This window comes from Nonomuraea sp. CX421, assembly GCF_059358955.1.
This window is the reverse complement of sequence record NZ_JCADBK010000023.1, coordinates 1-16,232: the sequence shown is the minus strand read 5'-3', so window position 1 is coordinate 16,232 and position 16,232 is coordinate 1. Positions and strand designations below refer to the sequence as shown.

The 16,232-nt window shown below is 71.6% G+C and carries 17 protein-coding genes; 3 read left to right on the top strand and 14 right to left on the bottom strand.

Features of this window, described 5'->3' with window-relative positions:
* Positions 1–33: 33 nt before the first annotated feature.
* The 11 genes from mtnC to AC5L3X_RS30615 are packed head-to-tail and all read right to left on the bottom strand — an operon-like array spanning position 34 to position 11,156.
* Positions 34–759 carry an acireductone synthase gene (mtnC, locus tag AC5L3X_RS30665; protein ID WP_494861590.1) on the bottom strand — a complete coding sequence of 242 codons (726 nt, stop codon included), beginning with the start codon at positions 757–759 and terminating at the stop codon, positions 34–36.
* Positions 756–1,301, bottom strand: a complete 546-nt coding sequence (locus tag AC5L3X_RS30660) for a 1,2-dihydroxy-3-keto-5-methylthiopentene dioxygenase (RefSeq protein ID WP_494861588.1) — start codon at positions 1,299–1,301, stop codon at positions 756–758. The genes mtnC and AC5L3X_RS30660 overlap by 4 nt, the downstream gene beginning before the upstream one ends.
* Before the next feature lie 3 nt (positions 1,302–1,304).
* Positions 1,305–2,066: a methylthioribulose 1-phosphate dehydratase gene (mtnB, locus tag AC5L3X_RS30655; protein WP_494861586.1), complete on the bottom strand. Its 762-nt coding sequence runs from the start codon at positions 2,064–2,066 to the stop codon at positions 1,305–1,307.
* A gap of 28 nt (positions 2,067–2,094) precedes the next feature.
* Entirely contained in the window at positions 2,095–3,066 is a 972-nt protein-coding gene (gene mtnA, locus AC5L3X_RS30650; protein WP_494861584.1) for an S-methyl-5-thioribose-1-phosphate isomerase, read from the bottom strand.
* Complete coding sequence (locus AC5L3X_RS30645; RefSeq protein WP_494861582.1) at positions 3,059–4,714, bottom strand: amidohydrolase; 1,656 nt, start codon at positions 4,712–4,714, stop codon at positions 3,059–3,061. The genes mtnA and AC5L3X_RS30645 overlap by 8 nt, the downstream gene beginning before the upstream one ends.
* A gap of 10 nt (positions 4,715–4,724) precedes the next feature.
* On the bottom strand, positions 4,725–5,975 hold the full coding sequence (locus tag AC5L3X_RS30640) for an ATP-grasp domain-containing protein (RefSeq protein WP_494861580.1): 1,251 nt from the start codon (positions 5,973–5,975) through the stop codon (positions 4,725–4,727).
* 2 nt (positions 5,976–5,977) lie between these two features.
* Positions 5,978–6,775 (bottom strand): hypothetical protein, encoded by a 798-nt coding sequence (locus tag AC5L3X_RS30635; protein ID WP_494861579.1) that lies wholly within the window; start codon positions 6,773–6,775, stop codon positions 5,978–5,980.
* A complete protein-coding gene (locus AC5L3X_RS30630) occupies positions 6,772–8,217 on the bottom strand; it encodes a radical SAM protein (protein ID WP_494861578.1) in 1,446 nt (481 codons plus the stop codon). The genes AC5L3X_RS30635 and AC5L3X_RS30630 overlap by 4 nt, the downstream gene beginning before the upstream one ends.
* Before the next feature lie 18 nt (positions 8,218–8,235).
* A complete protein-coding gene (gene speD, locus AC5L3X_RS30625) occupies positions 8,236–8,631 on the bottom strand; it encodes an adenosylmethionine decarboxylase (RefSeq protein ID WP_189128025.1) in 396 nt (131 codons plus the stop codon).
* The gene (locus tag AC5L3X_RS30620; RefSeq protein WP_494861576.1) at positions 8,618–9,832 is read right to left on the bottom strand and encodes an ATP-grasp domain-containing protein; all 1,215 of its coding nucleotides are present in this window, start codon (positions 9,830–9,832) and stop codon (positions 8,618–8,620) included. Before AC5L3X_RS30620 ends, speD begins: the two co-directional genes overlap by 14 nt.
* Position 9,833: 1 nt before the next feature.
* On the bottom strand, positions 9,834–11,156 hold the full coding sequence (locus tag AC5L3X_RS30615; protein ID WP_494861574.1) for an MFS transporter: 1,323 nt from the start codon (positions 11,154–11,156) through the stop codon (positions 9,834–9,836).
* Positions 11,157–11,306: 150 nt separating this feature from the next.
* On the opposite strand from AC5L3X_RS30615, the gene AC5L3X_RS30610 reads away from it, so the two are divergent.
* Positions 11,307–12,266 (top strand): aldo/keto reductase, encoded by a 960-nt coding sequence (locus AC5L3X_RS30610; protein ID WP_494861573.1) that lies wholly within the window; start codon positions 11,307–11,309, stop codon positions 12,264–12,266.
* Here the strand turns inward: AC5L3X_RS30610 and AC5L3X_RS30605 are convergent.
* The 3 genes from AC5L3X_RS30605 to AC5L3X_RS30595 all read right to left on the bottom strand — a co-directional run bounded on the left by AC5L3X_RS30605 (position 12,231) and on the right by AC5L3X_RS30595 (position 14,909).
* On the bottom strand, positions 12,231–12,890 hold the full coding sequence (locus AC5L3X_RS30605; protein ID WP_494861571.1) for a response regulator transcription factor: 660 nt from the start codon (positions 12,888–12,890) through the stop codon (positions 12,231–12,233). The genes AC5L3X_RS30610 and AC5L3X_RS30605 overlap by 36 nt on opposite strands.
* Positions 12,874–13,956 carry a sensor histidine kinase gene (locus tag AC5L3X_RS30600; RefSeq protein WP_494861569.1) on the bottom strand — a complete coding sequence of 361 codons (1,083 nt, stop codon included), beginning with the start codon at positions 13,954–13,956 and terminating at the stop codon, positions 12,874–12,876. Before AC5L3X_RS30600 ends, AC5L3X_RS30605 begins: the two co-directional genes overlap by 17 nt.
* Positions 13,957–14,018: 62 nt before the next feature.
* Positions 14,019–14,909, bottom strand: coding sequence for a UbiA family prenyltransferase (locus AC5L3X_RS30595; RefSeq protein WP_494861568.1), 891 nt, complete (start codon positions 14,907–14,909; stop codon positions 14,019–14,021).
* Between the two features lie 161 nt (positions 14,910–15,070).
* Between AC5L3X_RS30595 and AC5L3X_RS30590 the strand changes: the two genes are divergently transcribed.
* Complete coding sequence (locus AC5L3X_RS30590; protein ID WP_494861567.1) at positions 15,071–15,850, top strand: AfsR/SARP family transcriptional regulator; 780 nt, start codon at positions 15,071–15,073, stop codon at positions 15,848–15,850.
* A gap of 125 nt (positions 15,851–15,975) precedes the next feature.
* Positions 15,976–16,232 (top strand): S-adenosylmethionine synthetase N-terminal domain-containing protein (locus AC5L3X_RS30585; RefSeq protein WP_494861566.1); only part of this gene is annotated, 257 nt, incomplete at its 3' end.

Genomic DNA, 16,232 nt, shown 5'->3' with positions numbered 1-16,232 from the left:
CCGGGTGATGCGAGGACCCGGCGGGCGGCGGCGTCAGGAGCTCGGCACCGGGGCGCCGTGTTGGTTGAGGGTGTGCTTGAGGTCGGTGGTGAGGTCCAGCTCGCCGAGGGCGCCGATCCACGGGTGGCCGCCGTCGAACGGTTCGCCGTCGCCGTCGCGGCGCACCCCGACCGTCCACCAGCCGGCGGTCCGCGCCGCGTCCAGTTCGGGTACCGAGTCGGACAGGAAGACGATGCTCCCGGGTTCGGCCTCCAGCACCGACGCGATGGTGAAGTAGGACTCGGGATCGGTCTTGGCTCCGGGCACGACGGTGTCGAAGTTGCCGCTGAACAGCCCGCGCAGGTCTCCGTGCTGCGTGTGCCGGAACCACAGCCGCTGGGCGAGCCGCGACCCCGAGGAGTAGACGTGCAGCGTCAGCCCCTGCTCGCGCCAGCTCCTCAGGGCGGCCGGCACGTCGTCGTACACGTGGGAGGTCAGCTCGCCGGAGGCGAAGCCCTCCTGCCAGATGAGGCCCTGCAGCGTCTTCAGCGGCGGCACCTTGACGTCGTCGTCGATCCACCTGACGAGCTGGTGCCCGAGCCGGCGCACGTCCGCGCGCGGCTGGGACAGGAAGTCGCGCAGCTCGGCCACGATCCGGGCCGACTCGGGGCGCCGCAGCCAGGTGTGGACGCGCTGGCGCGAGTAGGGGAACAGTCGCTCGCGCACGTGTGACAGCGAGCTGGTCGTGCCCTCGATGTCGAGGACGACGTGCCGGATCACGGGGTCGCCTCCAGCAGCTCGTCGAGGGTGGGGATGCGGCGGGCGACGGGGTCGCCGGTGAAGTCGGCGAGCCAGCCGTCCTCCTCCTGGAAGAAGCGGACGGCGGTGAAGCGGGGTGTGGCGCCGGTGTCGAACCAGTGCCGGGTGCCGCTCGGGACGGACAGCAGGTCGCCGGCCTCGCACACGACGGCGTGGACCCGGTCGCCGAGGTGCAGGTAGAAGCAGCCGGTGCCGTCGGCGAAGAAGCGCACCTCGTCCTCGTCGTGCACGTGTTCGTCGAGGAACTTGGCCCTGGCGGCGCGGGCGGTGTCGGGGTCGACCTCGTCGGCGTCCAGGCGTACGACGTCGACCAGCCGGTAGCCGCCGGTCCGCCGCAGGGCGGCGATCTCCGCCGCGTAGGCGGTGAGCGGGTCGCCGGGCCCCTTGAGCTCCCAGCGCTCGAACGCGACGCCCCGCTCGGCCAGCTCGGCGGCGATCCGGGCGGGATCGGTGGTGCGGGTCAGGACGTCGCCGTCCTCGGTCATGATCTGCAGGAGGGACATCGTTCAGCTCCGTTCGTTCTGCGGGTGAAGCAGGCTACGCCGGCCAAGCGGACCAAGCGCGTCACGCGGGTCATGCGCGTCATGCGGGTCATGCGGGCCGAGCGCGTCACGCGGGCCAAGCGGGCCTGTGCGTTCTGGCCGGTCGAGCACGTGGAGGCGGCAGAGGAGTTCGAGGCACTCCAGCCGGTTGCGGGCGGTCTCCAGGTCGGGGCCCCACGCGGTGGCGCCGTGGTGGGCGATGAGCAGCACGGGTGGGGCGTCGTCGCCCTCGCGGCGGAGGAAGGCGGTGATGTCGGCGGCGATGCGCGGCACGTCGGCCCAGTTGCGGAACACCGGGACGGTGACGGCGAAGGGGTCACGTCCGCCCAGCCCCTTGATGATCTCGAAGTCGGCGAAGCTCACCGAGACCGCGCCGCGCCGCGCCGCCTGGGCGGCGACGAGGGTGGCGTAGGGCGGGTGGGCGTGCACGACCGCCTGGCAGCCGGGCACGCCGTCATAGAGGGCGGCGTGGATCACGGTCTCCGCCGACGGTCGGGGGCCGCCGGGCCGGGCCGGGCGGCCGGTGCCCGCCTCGACCTCGACCGCCGAGTCCGCGTCCAGCTCTCCCTTGCTGAGGCCGCTGGCGGTGATCAGCGCGTGCCCTGGCCGGCCGGGGAGCCGGGCCGAGATGTTGCCGGCCGTGCCCTCCATCCAGCCGCGCAGGTAGAGGCCGCGGGCGACGCGGGCGATGGAGTCGCCGAGGTGCGGCGGCGTCCGGACGGTCATCGGACCTCCTTGAGACGGCGGGAGCAGGTCATGAGAGCACCCGCGTCTCGGTGACGACGGCGGTGACCAGGTCGGCCGGGGTGACGTCGAAGGCCGGGTTGTAGACCGCGCTGCCCGGTGTGGCCGTGGGCCGCCCGCCGAAGAAGGTGACCTCGTCCGCGCCCCGCTCCTCGATGACGATGCGGGCGCCGTCCGGGGTGCTCTCGTCGACGGTGGACTCGGGCGCGACGACGATGAACGGGATCCGCTGACGGGCGGCGGCGACGGCGAGCGCGTACGTGCCGATCTTGTTGGCCACGTCGCCGTTGGCCGCGACCCGGTCGGCGCCGACGAGGACGCAGTCGACCAGCCCTGATCCGATGGCGAAGGGGCCGGCGGAGTCGGCGCAGAGCCGGTAGGGGATGCCGGCCTCGGCCAGCTCCCAGGTGGTGAGCCGCGCTCCCTGCAGCAGCGGCCGGGTCTCCCCCGCGAGCACCTCGCCGACGTGTCCCGCCTCGGCCAGTGTCCTGATCGTGCCGAGGGCGGTGCCCCAGGCGACCGTGGCCAGGCGGCCGGTGTTGCAGTGGGTGAGCAGGCGCAGCGGGCGGCGTTCGCACAGCCGCAGCACCAGGTCGGCGGCCCGGGCGGAGGCCTCCCGGTTGATCCGCTCGTCGTCGGCGAGCAGGTCGAGCGCGTGGGCCAGCACCGCGTCCGGTCCGCGGCCGAGCAGGCCCAGGGCGCCGTGCACGCCGCGGGCCAGGTTGACGGCCGTGGGCCGGGCCCCGGCCAGCCGCTCGGCCTCCTCGGTGGCGGTCCGGTGGTCAGGGGCGGTGCGGGCGATGAGCGCCACGCCCAGCGCGCCCGCCACCCCGAGGGCGGGCGCGCCGCGGATGGCGAGCTCCTGGATGGCTTCGATCAACTGGCCGGTGCCGGTGATGCGGAGCGTGCGGTACGCGTGCGGCAGGGCGCGCTGGTCGACGGCCACGATGGCGCCGTCGTCCCAGGTGATGGATCTATCCATGATGGCTCCAAGCGGGTTGCCGGGAGTGCACGACCCGGCCGGCGACGAAGGTGAGCTCGACCTCGGTGTACTCGATCTCCCCGGCGGGGCAGGTGAGGATGTCGCGATCGAGGACGACCAGGTCGGCGGGACGGGAAGGGGCGATGATGCCGGTGTTGACGCCGATGAGGTGGGCGGACCCGATGGTGTAGGCGGCGAGGGCCGCCTCCACCGGGATCGACTGGTACGGCAGGAACGGCGGCACGTGGGCCGCCTCCCGCAGCCAGGGCGCGCTGAGCGTGGCCGGGGTGCGGTTGACCGCGACGTGGATGCCGTGCAGCGGGTCGGGGCTGCTCACCGGCCAGTCGCTGCCGGCGGCCAGGCGGGCGCCCGAGCGCAGCAGGTCGGCGAAGGGATACTGCCAGCCCGACCGGCGCGGTCCGAGCGCGGGCATGATGTTCTCCGTCATCTGGGGCACGGCCGCCGCCCACAGCGGCTGGACGGCCGCGGCCACGCCGAGCCGCCGGAAGCGGGGCACGTCGCTGGGCCTGATGACCTGGGCGTGCGCGATGTGGTGCCGGGTGTCCTGGCTGCCGTTCCTGGCCCGGGCGATGGCCACGGCGTCCAGGCAGTGGTGGACGGCCCGGTCGCCGACGGCGTGCATGTGCGCGTGGAAGCCGCGGCGGTCGAGCGCGCCGACCGCGTCGGCCAGGTCCTGCGGCTCCAGGAACTCCTGGCCGTTGCCGCCTCCGCCGTGGTAGGGCTCGAAGAGGGCGGCGGTGCGGTTCTCGCAGATGCCGTCCTGCATGATCTTGACGTGGGTGGCGCGGAAGCCGGAGGCGCGGGCGACGGCGCGGCGTTCGGCCAGGTCGTCGGCCTGCTCCGGGCCTTGGTCGCGGTCCCACCACAGCGCTCCGGCCACCCGCCAGTCGATCAGGCCGCGCCCGGCGGCGGTCAGGTAGGTGCCGAAGGTGTCGGGCAGGCCGAGGTAGGGGCCGACGAGCGCGTCCTGCCAGGAGGTGACGCCGTGGGACCACAGCACGTCGCGGCCCGTGGTGAGCGCGGCGAGCAGGTCGTCGGCCGAGGGGTGGGGGGTGAGCCGGCCGACCAGCTCGGCGGCGCTCTCGTGCAGGAGGCCGTCGGGCTCCCCGCCGGGGTCGCGGCCGACGCGCCCGCCGGGCGGGTCGGGCGTGGTGGCGTCGACGCCGGCCAGCGCCAGGGCGGCGCTGTTGACCCAGGCGTTGTGCTGGTCGCTGTCGAGCAGGTAGGCGGGCCGGTCGGGGACGAGGCGGTCGAGGTCGCGGCGGTGCGGCGCGCCGCCGGGGAACAGGGCGCCGACCCAGCCGCCGCCCAGGATCCACGGGCCGGGGTGGCTCGCGGCGTGGGCGGCGACGAGGTCGAGGCATGCGGCGGCGCTCGCCGCGCCGCCGAGCTCGCAGCGGTTCAGCTGGAGCCCGGCGGCCACGGGGTGCGCGTGCGCGTCGTGGAAGCCGGGCAGGACGAGCCGGCCGGTGGTGTCGATGACCGTGGTGCGCGGGCCGATGGCCGGGCGGAGGTCGGCGACGGTGCCGATCTCCGTGATCCGGCCGGCCCGCACCGCCACCGCGTCGGCCCACGGGTAGCCGGGCGCGTGCACCCGGCCGCCGAGAAGGACGAGATCCGCTGGCATGGCAGCCCTCTCACTCGTGCTCGATGTCGACGGTGATCAGGTCGCGCACGCGGGCGATGAGCCGGGTGAGCGCCGGGCCGTCGGGAGCCGTGAGGTGCACCTTGACGAGTTCGGTCCCCAGGTCGCGGGTGGTGGGCACGAGGTCGCCCACCCGGGCCTGCTGGAAGACCGTGTCGACGCCGGGCAGCCGCCGCACCTCGTCCAGCCCGGCGAGCCGGCACAGGATGCCGGGCGGCCCGTCGTTGCGGACGAAGCTCATGCCGAGCCGGGCGGCGAAGCGCGGCGGCGCGGCGGCGACGGCGGGCTCGCGGCCCAGGTAGACGGCGAGCGTGTCGTGGTAGGGGCGGAACGTGCTGTGCCGTTCCCACAGCCTCGGGATGCCCGCGCCGGGGAGCCGGGCGCCGATCTCGATGAGCGCCGGTCCCCGCTCGCCGGTCTTCACCTCGATGTGGCAGGGGCCGAGCCGGATCTCGAAGGCGTCGAGCACGTCCAGCGCGAACTTCTCGATGGCCGGGTCGGGCTCCGCCTGGACGAAGTCCCAGTAGGGGTTGTCGTAGTCGCCGGGGCCGGGCAGCCGGTACTCCCAGACGTCCAGGATGGTGTGGCGGCCGTCGTGGCTGAAGGTGTTGATCGCGTACTCGGTCCCGCGTACGTACTCCTCGACCAGCCATTCGTCGATCGGGTTGCCGAACAGGTCGCAGGGGTCGGCCCCGGCGATCGCGGACAGCCGTCCGGTGTCGGTGACGAGGAAGACGTTGTGGGAGCCGGCGCCGGTGGCGGGTTTGACGATCAGCGGCAGGCCGATCCTGGCCGCGGCCTCCGGCAGCCGGCTGAGGTCGCCTACCACCTCGTAGCGGGGCACGGGGACCCCCCGGGCGGCGGCCAGCGCCCGCATGGCGCGCTTGTCGCGCCGGGCGCGGGCGGTGCCGAGCGGGTTGCCCGGCACCGCCCGGGTGTCGGCCAGGACGGCGGCCGAGTGGACGGCGGGCTCGGTGGCCGGGATGACGGCGTGCACCCTCGGCGCCAGCGTGTCCAGCCGCCCGGCCAGGTCGATCGGCTCGCTGCCGTAGAGGGTGGCCGCGTCACCGTCGGCGTGGTCGGCCGACATCCGGTCGAGCGAGGCCGGCGCGATCGTGTAGACGCCGACGACGGGGTAGCCGAGCTCGGCGCAGGCGTCCTTGAACGGCCGGCCGTTCAGCACGGGGTCGACCAGGACGACGACGGGCTCGCCGATGGTGACGGGCTGGGTCGAGGTGATCATGGCTACCTCCGTTGGAGCGCCTCGGCCTTGCGGGCGTCGTCGGCCCGTTTGGCCACGTAGTCGTGCCAGTCGGTGCCGTAGGGCACGTAGAGGCGGACCCGCCTGCCCTGTCCGGCGAGCCGCCGGGCCACGCCGGGGCGGACGCCGAGCAGCATCTCCACCGGCGTGCCGGTGAAGACCTCGTGCATCACCCGGTCGTGGCTGGCGATGGTGAGGCCGTGGCCGCCGCGCAGGATCCGCCGCCCGATGCCGACGAACGCCATGTCCGTCTCCTCACCGAACGGCCAGGCGACCAGGGACGGCTCGGCGAAGCCGCCCTTGACCAGGCGCAGCGGCACGCCGGCCGCGATGAGCCGGTCGGCGTCGCCCGGACTGCGCCTGAGGTTGGCCTGCAGGGAGCCGCGGATCGGCACGCCCCGGCGGGAGGCCAGCTCCACGGTGTCGAGCACGGCCGTGGTGTGCTCGCCGTCCTCGGCGCCGGTCTGGATCCACCGGCCGGAGCCGAGGCCGCGGGCGATGTCCAGCAGCCGGGCGGCGCAGAACTCCACCGAGACGTCCAGCCCGATGTGCGGCAGGTCGACCTCCAGCCAGGTGCTGTACGGCTGGTCGGCGGAGATCTCCCTGGCCAGCTCCACGTACTCGGCGGTGTTGGCCAGCGCCGTCTCCCGGTCGAGGGCGACGGGCGCGAAGTGGCCGATGTTCGCCGCGATGCCGTCGCCGGCCAGCTCACGGGCGCGGGCCAGCGCGGAGTCCCGGTCGACGCCCGCCACGTAGGGGTTGCGGGTCAGCGTGGTGGTCATGACGTCGCCACCACGGGCAGCCGGCGGCCCTTGCCGACCGGCGTCATGGACCGGTCGCCGTCGACGAGGGCCTTGTTGCGCGAGCGCAGCTCGATGAAGTCGTCGAGGATCTTCTGGTCGCCGGACGGGGACAGGTAGTACATCATGTTGACGTACCAGGTCCAGCCCAGCTCGGTGATGACGTACTCGTGCGGGCGGTCCTCGAACATGCCCTCCCGCACGAGCTCGTCCAGCTTGACGAGCACCTCGGGGTCGATCTTGTCCCACGCGACGCGGCTCTTGTCCAGCCTGCCGTGATAGGGCAGGTGGAGCACCAGGCCCCGCTCGTACGGGATGTGGTCCGAGCGGGTGACCTTGACCTTGATGTCGTCGTTGCCGAGCAGGCCGTTGATGTAACCCGTGCGGCTCTCGTCGTTCATGATCGTCCAGTCGAGTGACTGGGTGACGGCGCTGGCGCCGAAGCCGACGAGATCGTCGTCGTGGTGGGCCCAGCAGTACTCGTGGTACCTGTTGCCGTACGTCCTGGTCGTGAACTCGGCCGGCTCCGGGTCGGGGCCGTCGAGCCGGGCGAAGCCGTGACCGTTGTAGAGCTTGTAGCCCGAGTTGCGCATGTAGTGGTTGAGGAAGACGGTCATGCCCATCTTCTCCACGTAGCTGAGCGCCCGCAGGTTGGCGCCCTTGTAGCCGGTGTGCAGGGTGTTCTGCGTCACCAGGTGGTTGATCGGGTAGAACTCGCACGACTCGGTGCCCAGGTCGATGGCGTCCTGGATGTCCTGGGCGAACTCCGTCATGGTCTGCCCGTGCATGCCGTACAGGATGTCGAAGCTGCGGAAGTCGAAGTATTCGCCGAACAGCTCCACCGCCCGGTAGGTCTGGTCGAGCGTGGCGGTGATGTTGAACAGTTCGCGGTACTTCGGGTTGAAGGTCTGCAGGCCGAAGCGCGCCTTGTTGACGCCGATCTCCTTGAACGCCTCGACCTTCTCCCGCGTGACGCTCTTGACCTCGAACTCGATGGTGAACTCTTCCAGCCGCGACATGTCGAAGGACTCGTGCATGGCGCGGCCGATCCGGCGGATCTGGTCGGGCGTCAGCGTCGAGGGCGTGCCGCCGCCGAACCAGATGACGCGCGGCGGGACGGCGGTCACCGACTCCATCTGCGCCTTGAGGCGGATCTCCTTGATCAGCGCCTGCGTGTACTTCTCGATGATGGGGTCGCCCTCGGAGCCCAGGCCCCGGCTGAGCATGCAGAACGTGCAGATGGTGTCGCAGAAGGGGATGTGGAAGTACAGCGCCCGCGACCTGATCGGCGCCGGGTCGAGCACGGCGTGCGCCTCGCGGAAGGAGATGGCCTCCAGCTCCTGGCCCTTGAGGGGGTAGAGCCAGTTGTAGATCGGCAGCTGCCGGTCGAACTTCATGAGCGTCCGCTCGTGTCGGAGCTTCATCGGTCTTTCCTCTCCAGCTCAGCGAAGGGCGAGGGCCAGGTTGACGGCGTGCCGTGCCTCTTCCACGCCGCGGTTGACGACCTTCATGCGGTGCTTGCAGGGGCCGAGGGCCGCCAGGAGCTCCTCGACGATCAACACCGGGTCGCAGGTGCTGCCGCAGGTGAAGGCGTCGAAGAACAGCGAGTTCTGCTCGGGGTAGGTGTGAACGGACACGTGCGACTCCGAGAGCAGGAACAGGGCGGTCAGCCCCGAGGGGCTGAACCTCTTGACCTGCGTCCCGCACAGAGTGGCTCCGGAGCGGTTGATGCCCCTGGTGAGGCCGCTGATGATCAGCGCCTCGTCGTCCACGGCGTCCCTGTCGATCTCGTACACGTCAGCCATGACGTGCACGCCCGAGAAGTCATAGCTCGTCATCGCTCACCTCCCAATCGGTGATGGTGTCGGCCAACCGGATGCACGCGCGCAGCCGCTGTTCGGCCTGCGCGCTGTTGTCGCCCTCGACCACGAAGGCGAGGTACGAGTCGGTGCTGCCGTGCGCGCCGTCGAAGTCACGGGGCACGGCGGTCTTGACGATGAAGTCCTTGATGTACGGGTGGCCGTCCGGCTCCCGGATCGCGGTGAGCCGTCCTCGCCTGGGGGGCACGAGCAGCCAGCCGTAGCTCCTGCCGCTGTCGCCGAGCCGTACGCCGGGGCCGTGCTCCAGGCCGGCCTGGTGCCGGATCCACAGCTGCGCCGGGTTGACGCCGGTGGCGTAGGTGAGGGTCTCCATGATGTGCGCGCCGCCGAGCCGGCAGGCGATCTCGCAGAAGACCAGCCGCTCACCGTCGGCGAAGACCTCCAGGTGGAAGGGGCTGAAATCGACCGGCGGCAGGCCGGCGACGACCTGGCCGGCCAGCTCGGCCAGCCGGGCGAACTCCGGGTCGTCGCGGTCGAGCTGCACGCTGCCCAGCGGCACCGAGTCCTGGAAGGACAGGCAGTTGTTGATGTAGCGCGAGGCCGAGACGTACAGGATCTCGCCTTCGTGCATGAAGCCGTCGACGTGGTAGACCTCGCCCGGGACGAACGACTCCAGCAGCACGTCGTCCGGGTCCCGGCCGCCGACCACCTCGGCCAGCCGCTCCGGGTCGCGCACCAGCTCGACGCCGTGCGAGGCGAAGCCGGTGCGCGGCTTGACGACGACCGGGTAGCCGGCGCGTCCGGCGAAGGCCAGCGCCTCGCCGGCGTCGCGCGGGACGGCGAAGTCCGGCACGGCCACGCCGGCGGCCCGCACCCGCTGCTTCATCAGGTACTTGTCGCGCCAAGGCAGCGCCTCGGAGTAGCGCAGGCCGGGGATGTCGTGCCGGTCGCGGGCCCTGGCGCACCTGAGGATGTCGTCCTCGGTCACGTGGACGAGGGTGGAGATCGGCCGCTGCCGGCAGACCTCGTCGAGGAGCACGTCCACGGCGGGGTTGTCGGAGTAGCCGGGCACGGCGTATACGTGGGGGAAGGAGGCCCGGTAGGGCCCGAACGCCTCGTCCCCGGTGACCAGCGTGACCCGGTCGGCCACCTCGGCGAGCCAGTCTCCCAGCGGGGTGACCGACCCGGGGATCCGGTGCACCATTAGCAGCTCGCTCATGTCATTCCTTTCCGACGAGTCGGGAGCCGGCGAGTTCGCGGTCCATTCCGGTGAGCTCGCGGTCGTTGCCGGTGAGTTCGCGGTCCTTGCCGGTGAGCTCGCCCGCGGCTCCGGCGGGTTCGCGGCCGGCGTCGTCCGTCGCGTCCCGGCCGCCGGGTGGCGCGGGTTCATGAGCGGGCTGCGCTCTGATCAGTAGCCACCCGCCGAAGGCGAACACCGCCATCGCGGCGAAGTACAGGGAGGGGCCGATGCCGAGCAGCGCGCCGCCGGCCAGCGGCCCCAGGAAGAAGCCGAGGTAGCGCAGCTCGGCCAGGCCGAAGTAGGTGCCCTTGCGGGAGTCCGGGGTGATCTCGTGGATCACGATGTCCGGCAACGGGATGAGCGCGGCCTCGCCGACCGTCCAGAGCAGCACGCCGGCGGCGGCGAACCCCCAGTGCAGGGGCAGCCCGCTGAACAGGAGCAGCGACGCGGCGAAGGCGGCGCTCCCGATCAGCGCGAGGGTCCGCTGCGGCAGCCGCCGCGCGAGCCAGGCGATCGGGAACTGCATGACGATGCCGAGCGCGGCGTTGGCGGCGAGCAGCACCGAGAAGTAGGTGACCGCGTCGGCGCCGCGCACGTCCTTGACGAACAGCGGGAAGATCGATTCGAACTGGGAGAAGACGAAGAAGATCACGAATCCGGCGGCGATCAGCAGCAGCAGGCTCCGGTCGGCCAGCGCGTGCCCCCAGTCGCGGCCCTCCCGTTCGCCGCCGCGGTCGAGCACGCTCAGCCGGGCCCGGTTGACGGTGAGGAACCCCAGGTAGACCAGGTACACGACGACGGGCAGGACGAAGATGAGCCAGGCGTCGAACGCGTAGAGCGCGGCCCCGATCAGCGGGCCGACGATGGCGCCCAGGCAGAGCGTGACGTACCTGAGGCGGAAGGCGATCCCGTCCGAACCGGACGACGCCAGGGACAGCAGCTTCTTCATCGACGGCTCGACCAGCACCCGGGCCACGCCCAGCAGCACGATGAGCCCGATGACCAGCGCGAGGCGGCTGGTCAGGGCCAGCGCCAGGTAGGTGACCACGTAGACGACCAGGCCGATTCTGATCAGCGTGAACGCGCCCACCCGGTCGGCCACGATCCCGCCGAGAAAGCCGCCGAACGCGGCGATCAGCGCGATGCTCCCGACGACGCCGCCGATGGTGGCCGCGTTGAGCGTCGAGATGTCGGACAGGTACAGGGTGAGGAACGGCAGCGTGGCGAAGAACGCGATGGTGTTGAGCTGGCTCCCCACCACGAGGAGAAGCAGTGGCCGGTTCCTGTACCAGGGGGCGGACATGTGACCTCCATTGCCTCGTCGGCTACGTCATCGACTGTCGCAGCGCGCTCTAGAGAGCCGGTAAAGGGCGCGGGACGCTCGTTTCTTCAGTGGTTCCTCAGCGGGGTGCGGCACCATGGCTCTTCTACCTTTCGAACCGGTGGAGTTCTCATGCTGGCTAGAGCCGCCGTGGGACTCGGCTCCCTGGCCTTGACGGGCTGTTACGGGTCTGCCGATCGACGCGAGGCGGTCCACACCCTCAGGAACGCGCTGGACATGGGCGTCCCGCTCATCGACACCGCCGACCACTACGCCGCCGGCGCCGTCGAGCGGATGATCCGCGAGGCCGTCTCCGGCGGGCGCGGCGACGGCACGCTGATCTCGACCCGGGGCGGCCTGCGCTTCGACCGTGACGGCGCGCTGCTCGGCCTCGACGGCAGCCCCGGCTACCTGCGCCGGGCCTGCGAGGCGTCGCTGCGCAGGCTGGGCCGCGGCCACATCGACGTCTACTACCTGGCCGGCGTGGATCCTCGGGTGCCGCTGGAGGAGAGCCTCGGTGTGCTCGCGGACCTCGTCGCGGAGGGGAAGATCCGCTCCATCGGCCTGTCGGGGGTGTCGGCCGAGCAGTTGCGCCGCGCGCACGCGGCCTTCCCGGTCGGCGCGCTGGCCGTCGAGTACTCCCTGATGGAGCGCCGCGCCGAACGGGAGCTGCTGCCCGCCGCCCGCGAACTGGGCGTCCAGGTGGTGGCCTGCCGGCCGCTCGGCCGCGGCCTGCTGACCGGCCGCGTCGCCTCGGCCGAGGCGTTCGGGTCCGGCGACGTACGCCGGGGGCAGGATCGGTTCCAGGCCGACCGGCTCCGGCGGCAGGCGTGGCGGCTGCGGGCCGCCGGCGAGGTGGCCACCGGCATGAGCGCCGGCCTCACCCGGCTGGCCCTGGCCTGGCTGCTGTCACGGCAGGACGGCGTCGTACCGGTGCCCAGCACCCGGCACGGCCTGCACCTGGAGATGAACGTCACCTCCGCGCGGCTGACCGTCGGCTCGGCCGAGAGCGAGCGGCTGGAGGCGTGCTTCCCCGTCGGCTGGGACGAGCAGGAGTCAGCCGACGGGCGGCTTGGGCGCTGTGATCAGTGAGGCGGCGATCGCCTTGTTGACGGCGTCGATCCGCGACACCGCGCCGAGCTTGACGTAGATGTTGCGCAGGTGCCGCTTGACGGTGGCCTCGGTGAGCCCGAGCTGGGCGCCGATCTGGGCGTTGCTGAGCGCGCGGGCGGTGAGTTCGAGCACCTCGCGTTCGCGGTCGGACAGCGGACCGGCGGGCTGCGCCTGGATCTGGGAGAGACTCTCACGGGACACGGCGAGCAGCACCCTGCCGTCGTCGGATCTGGCGGTGCGAATGGCCGACACCAGTTCCTGCCTGGTGACGCTCTTGAGCAGGTAGGCGTGGATCCCGGCGGCCAGCAGCGCCTGGAGCATCTGCGGGCCGTCGTACATGCTGAGAATGATCACCTTGGTGCCGGGCGCGAGCCGGTGGACGCGGCCGACCGTGGTGGTCACGTCGTCGCCGGGGATCTCGATGTCGAGGAGGATGACGTGCGGCTGGGTCGAGGCGGCGAGCTGCACCGCGCTCTCGCTGTCGCCCGCCTCCCCGACGACGACGAGGTCCTCGTGCGTCTCCAGGATCTCCCTGATCCCCTCGCGGACCAGGGCGTGGTCGTCGACGATCAGGACGGTGGTGGGGTCACTGGCTGGGCGCATCGCGGTGTCCAGGGAGTGGGATGGCCATTTCGACGTGGGTGCCGGCGCCCGGCCGGCTGAAGAACGTGACCGTGCCGCCCAGGAGGTCGACGCGCTCGCGGATCGAGGCTAGTCCGATGCCGTCGGACGCGGCCAGGTCGGTGTCGGTGAAGCCGCTGCCGTCGTCGTCGACCATGGCGCGCAGCTCGTGCGGGGCGATGTCCACGGTGACGAGGATCCGCCGGGGGGCGCCGTGGCTCAGGGCGTTGCGCACCGCCTCCCGGATCACCAGGAAGGACTCGTCCCGTACGGTGGGCGGCGCCCAGGTCTCGTCGCCGTTGATGCCCAGGCTGATCTCGGGGCCGTGGTCGGCCACGGTGTCGACGTAGCCGAGCAGTGCCTTCTCCAGGCTCTGGGGCACGTCGTCCATCTTCAGGTCGGAGGTCACCGCGCGCAGGCTCAGCATGGACTGCTTGACGGCCTCCTGGGCGCGGCCGGCCCGGTTCGCGGCTTTGACGGGCTCGCCGGCGCGGTAGACGTCGTAGAGCTCCAGCTGGCGGTGCGCGATGCTGAGCGCGCTGCCCACCCGGTCGTGCAGCTCCCTGGCGATGCGGTTGCGTTCGTCGAGGTGCGCGTCGTGCAGTTTGCCGAGCAGGTAGCCGGAGTAGGAGGCCGAGGCCGCCGTGATGCGCAGCATGAGGCTGCGGTGCAGGGCCAGGACGGCCAGGCGCAGGGCCTCGACGCCGCCGTGGACCTCGGTCACCGTCTCCAGCACGATCGCCTCGAACAGCGCGGAGGCCGCCATCAGCGACTCGCTGGGTTGCACCCCGCGGGAGGCGCGGCTGCTGCCGATGTCCAGGGCCAGGAGCCGGTATCCCTCGTCGACCTGGACGCTGCCCGCGTGCAGGCTGTTGATCACGTCGCCCAGGATGAGGTCGGCGTGCCGCAGGAGCTGTCCGCGCGCGTGGGGGTCTCTGACCAGCAGGCTGCCTTTGAGTTCCAGCTCGCGCTGGTAGGTCTCCATGATCTGCGCGCGGCGCGCCTCAAGCCGTTCGGCGGCCTGATGAGCTGCGCCCCCTGCGGGCATGGGCGTCTCCGCTGGGTAAAGGAAGAGGAACCCTTCGCCCCATCCTTGCGTATCGCCATCAACTAGACAACCGATACAAATATCGCCATCAGATGTACGCCGTACTGAGTGACCATGAAGGCGCGGTACGGCCGGCGCCGGCGCGCACGGTCACCCTGGGACAGGTCACCGAGGGCGAGCACGGCCACGGCCCCCGCGCCGACCAGCATGATCACGGCCGGCCAGACCAGCTCGGGTGCCACCACCACGGCGGCGACGAGGAACACGACCCCGAGCGTCACGGCCGAGACGGAGGCCAGCCAGCGCACCCGCCGGTCCCCGCGCGTGACGGCGATGGTCTGCCGGCCGGCGGCCGCGTCGCCCGCCGCGTCGGACAGGTCCTTCGTCGTCGCGCCGACCAGACCCATCCACAGCGACATGACCAGCGCGAGCACCAGGAGCTTCGGCGTCGGCACGGCCGCGGCCTCGCCCATGTAGTAGGTGAGCAGCCCCGCGACGGTCACCGTGACCATGGCACCGCCGGACCGGCGCTTCAGATAGCACGGCGGCCCCGAGTAGGCCAGCCCCAGCAGGATCAGAACGGACACCGCCGCGGCCATCGGGCCGCCGAGCAGGAGGCCGCCCACCAGCGCGGACACCGCGGCGGACACCGCGATCCAGGCGGCGGCCCCGCGCGACAGCAGGCCGCTGGCGATCGGCCGGCCGGATCCGTTGAGCCGGTCCTCGCGCACGTCGGTGACCCCGTTGTAGAGGTAGACGAAGAAGACCGCCGCCTCCCAGACCAGGGCGGCCGCCACCAGGTCGGGCCGCCCGCCGGACATCGCCGCGCCGGTAAGGAACCTGAGGAGGAATATCACCAGCACACACGGGCGGGCCTCGGCGAAACAGAGCCGGAGAACGCTCAGCGGCGAGGTCACGGCAACGCGGTCAAGGGCGGCGGTAACAGTGCTCATGCCCTGAGTTTCAATCGGAAAAGGGCGTTTCAATAAGGGGGGAAAATTAAGAGACCGGGGGGCCATAACTTTCGATACCCCCCCTACACCCTTCGATACGCGCGGCGATCTTTGGTGGGTCTCCACTTGCCCCGCCACCTGGGCAGACCTAATTTCAAAACATGACGAACTACTGCGTTCTAGGCACTTTCCGCGTCATCAACGATGGCCGCGACTGCACGCCCGGTCCGCCCAAGCTACGGCAGCTTCTCGCGCTTCTGCTGATATGCGCCGACCACACGGTGAGCCTCGACGACATCGTCACCGAATTGTGGGACGAGGCCCCGCCCAAGACCGTGGTCGCGACCGTGCAGACGTACGTCTACCAGCTTCGCCGGCTCATCGAACGCGAACGCCTCGGCGCCCCAGGAGAGGAACTGCTCACCACCAACCGGGCCGGCTACGCCTTCCACGTGGAGCCGGGCGCGCTGGACGCCGAGGTCTTCCGCGAGCTCTCCTGCCAGAGCCGCCGCGACCTGGAGACCGGGCGTCCCGGCGAGGCCGCCGCCGCCGCGCAGCGGGCGCTCGACCTGTGGACCGGCCCGGCGTTCGCCGGCGTGACGACCGGCGGCGTGCTCGACACGCACGCCGTCTTCCTGGACGAGCAGCACCAGCGCACCCTCGAACTGCGCATCGAAGCCGACCTCCGGCTCGGCCGGCATCGCGAGCTGGTTGGCGAACTGCGCTACCTGGTCGCCCGGCACCCGCTCGACGAGTGGTTCCACGGGCGGCTGATCCAGGCGCTCGGCCGCGCCGGCCGGCGCGCCGAGGCGCTCCAGGCCTACCGGGACGCCCGGCGGATCCTCAACGACGAGCTCGGCGTCGAACCGTCGCGCGAGCTGCAGCAACTGCACCTCGAAGTGCTCACCAGCGACCGGCGCCCCCTCGCGCTGGCCGGTTGACCGGACAAGCAGGAGTACGTGCCATGTGCCAGACCCAGATCCGCAAGCCGAAGCCCCGGACCGAACCCGTCCACCTCGACCTGCGCACGCCGTCAGGTCGCCGTCTGCCCTTCTAGGAGGCAGCCGTGACTCACCGCCTGTTCACCTCCGAATCGGTGACCGAGGGCCACCCGGACAAGATCGCCGACCAGATCAGCGACGCCGTCCTGGACGCCCTGCTGAAGAACGACGACACGAGCCGGGTCGCCGTCGAAACCCTGATCACCACCGGCCAGGTCCACGTCGCGGGCGAGGTGTCCACCAGCACCTACGTCGACATTCCGGGTGTCATCCGGGAGAAGATCCTGGAGATCGGTTACGACGCCTCCCACAAGGGTTTCGA

Excerpts from the sequence above, each read along its gene's own strand:
- AC5L3X_RS30660 (WP_494861588.1), bottom strand. The coding sequence starts at position 1,301 with ATGTCCCTCCTGCAGATCATGACCGAGGACGGCGACGTCCTGACCCGC.
- mtnB (WP_494861586.1), bottom strand. The coding sequence starts at position 2,066 with ATGACCGTCCGGACGCCGCCGCACCTCGGCGACTCCATCGCCCGCGTC.
- mtnA (WP_494861584.1), bottom strand. The coding sequence starts at position 3,066 with ATGGATAGATCCATCACCTGGGACGACGGCGCCATCGTGGCCGTCGAC.
- AC5L3X_RS30645 (WP_494861582.1), bottom strand. The coding sequence starts at position 4,714 with ATGCCAGCGGATCTCGTCCTTCTCGGCGGCCGGGTGCACGCGCCCGGC.
- AC5L3X_RS30640 (WP_494861580.1), bottom strand. The coding sequence starts at position 5,975 with ATGATCACCTCGACCCAGCCCGTCACCATCGGCGAGCCCGTCGTCGTC.
- AC5L3X_RS30635 (WP_494861579.1), bottom strand. The coding sequence starts at position 6,775 with ATGACCACCACGCTGACCCGCAACCCCTACGTGGCGGGCGTCGACCGG.
- AC5L3X_RS30630 (WP_494861578.1), bottom strand. The coding sequence starts at position 8,217 with ATGAAGCTCCGACACGAGCGGACGCTCATGAAGTTCGACCGGCAGCTG.
- speD (WP_189128025.1), bottom strand. The coding sequence starts at position 8,631 with ATGACGAGCTATGACTTCTCGGGCGTGCACGTCATGGCTGACGTGTAC.
- AC5L3X_RS30620 (WP_494861576.1), bottom strand. The coding sequence starts at position 9,832 with ATGAGCGAGCTGCTAATGGTGCACCGGATCCCCGGGTCGGTCACCCCG.
- AC5L3X_RS30615 (WP_494861574.1), bottom strand. The coding sequence starts at position 11,156 with ATGTCCGCCCCCTGGTACAGGAACCGGCCACTGCTTCTCCTCGTGGTG.
- AC5L3X_RS30610 (WP_494861573.1), top strand. The coding sequence starts at position 11,307 with ATGCTGGCTAGAGCCGCCGTGGGACTCGGCTCCCTGGCCTTGACGGGC.
- AC5L3X_RS30605 (WP_494861571.1), bottom strand. The coding sequence starts at position 12,890 with ATGCGCCCAGCCAGTGACCCCACCACCGTCCTGATCGTCGACGACCAC.
- AC5L3X_RS30600 (WP_494861569.1), bottom strand. The coding sequence starts at position 13,956 with ATGCCCGCAGGGGGCGCAGCTCATCAGGCCGCCGAACGGCTTGAGGCG.
- AC5L3X_RS30595 (WP_494861568.1), bottom strand. The coding sequence starts at position 14,909 with ATGAGCACTGTTACCGCCGCCCTTGACCGCGTTGCCGTGACCTCGCCG.
- AC5L3X_RS30590 (WP_494861567.1), top strand. The coding sequence starts at position 15,071 with ATGACGAACTACTGCGTTCTAGGCACTTTCCGCGTCATCAACGATGGC.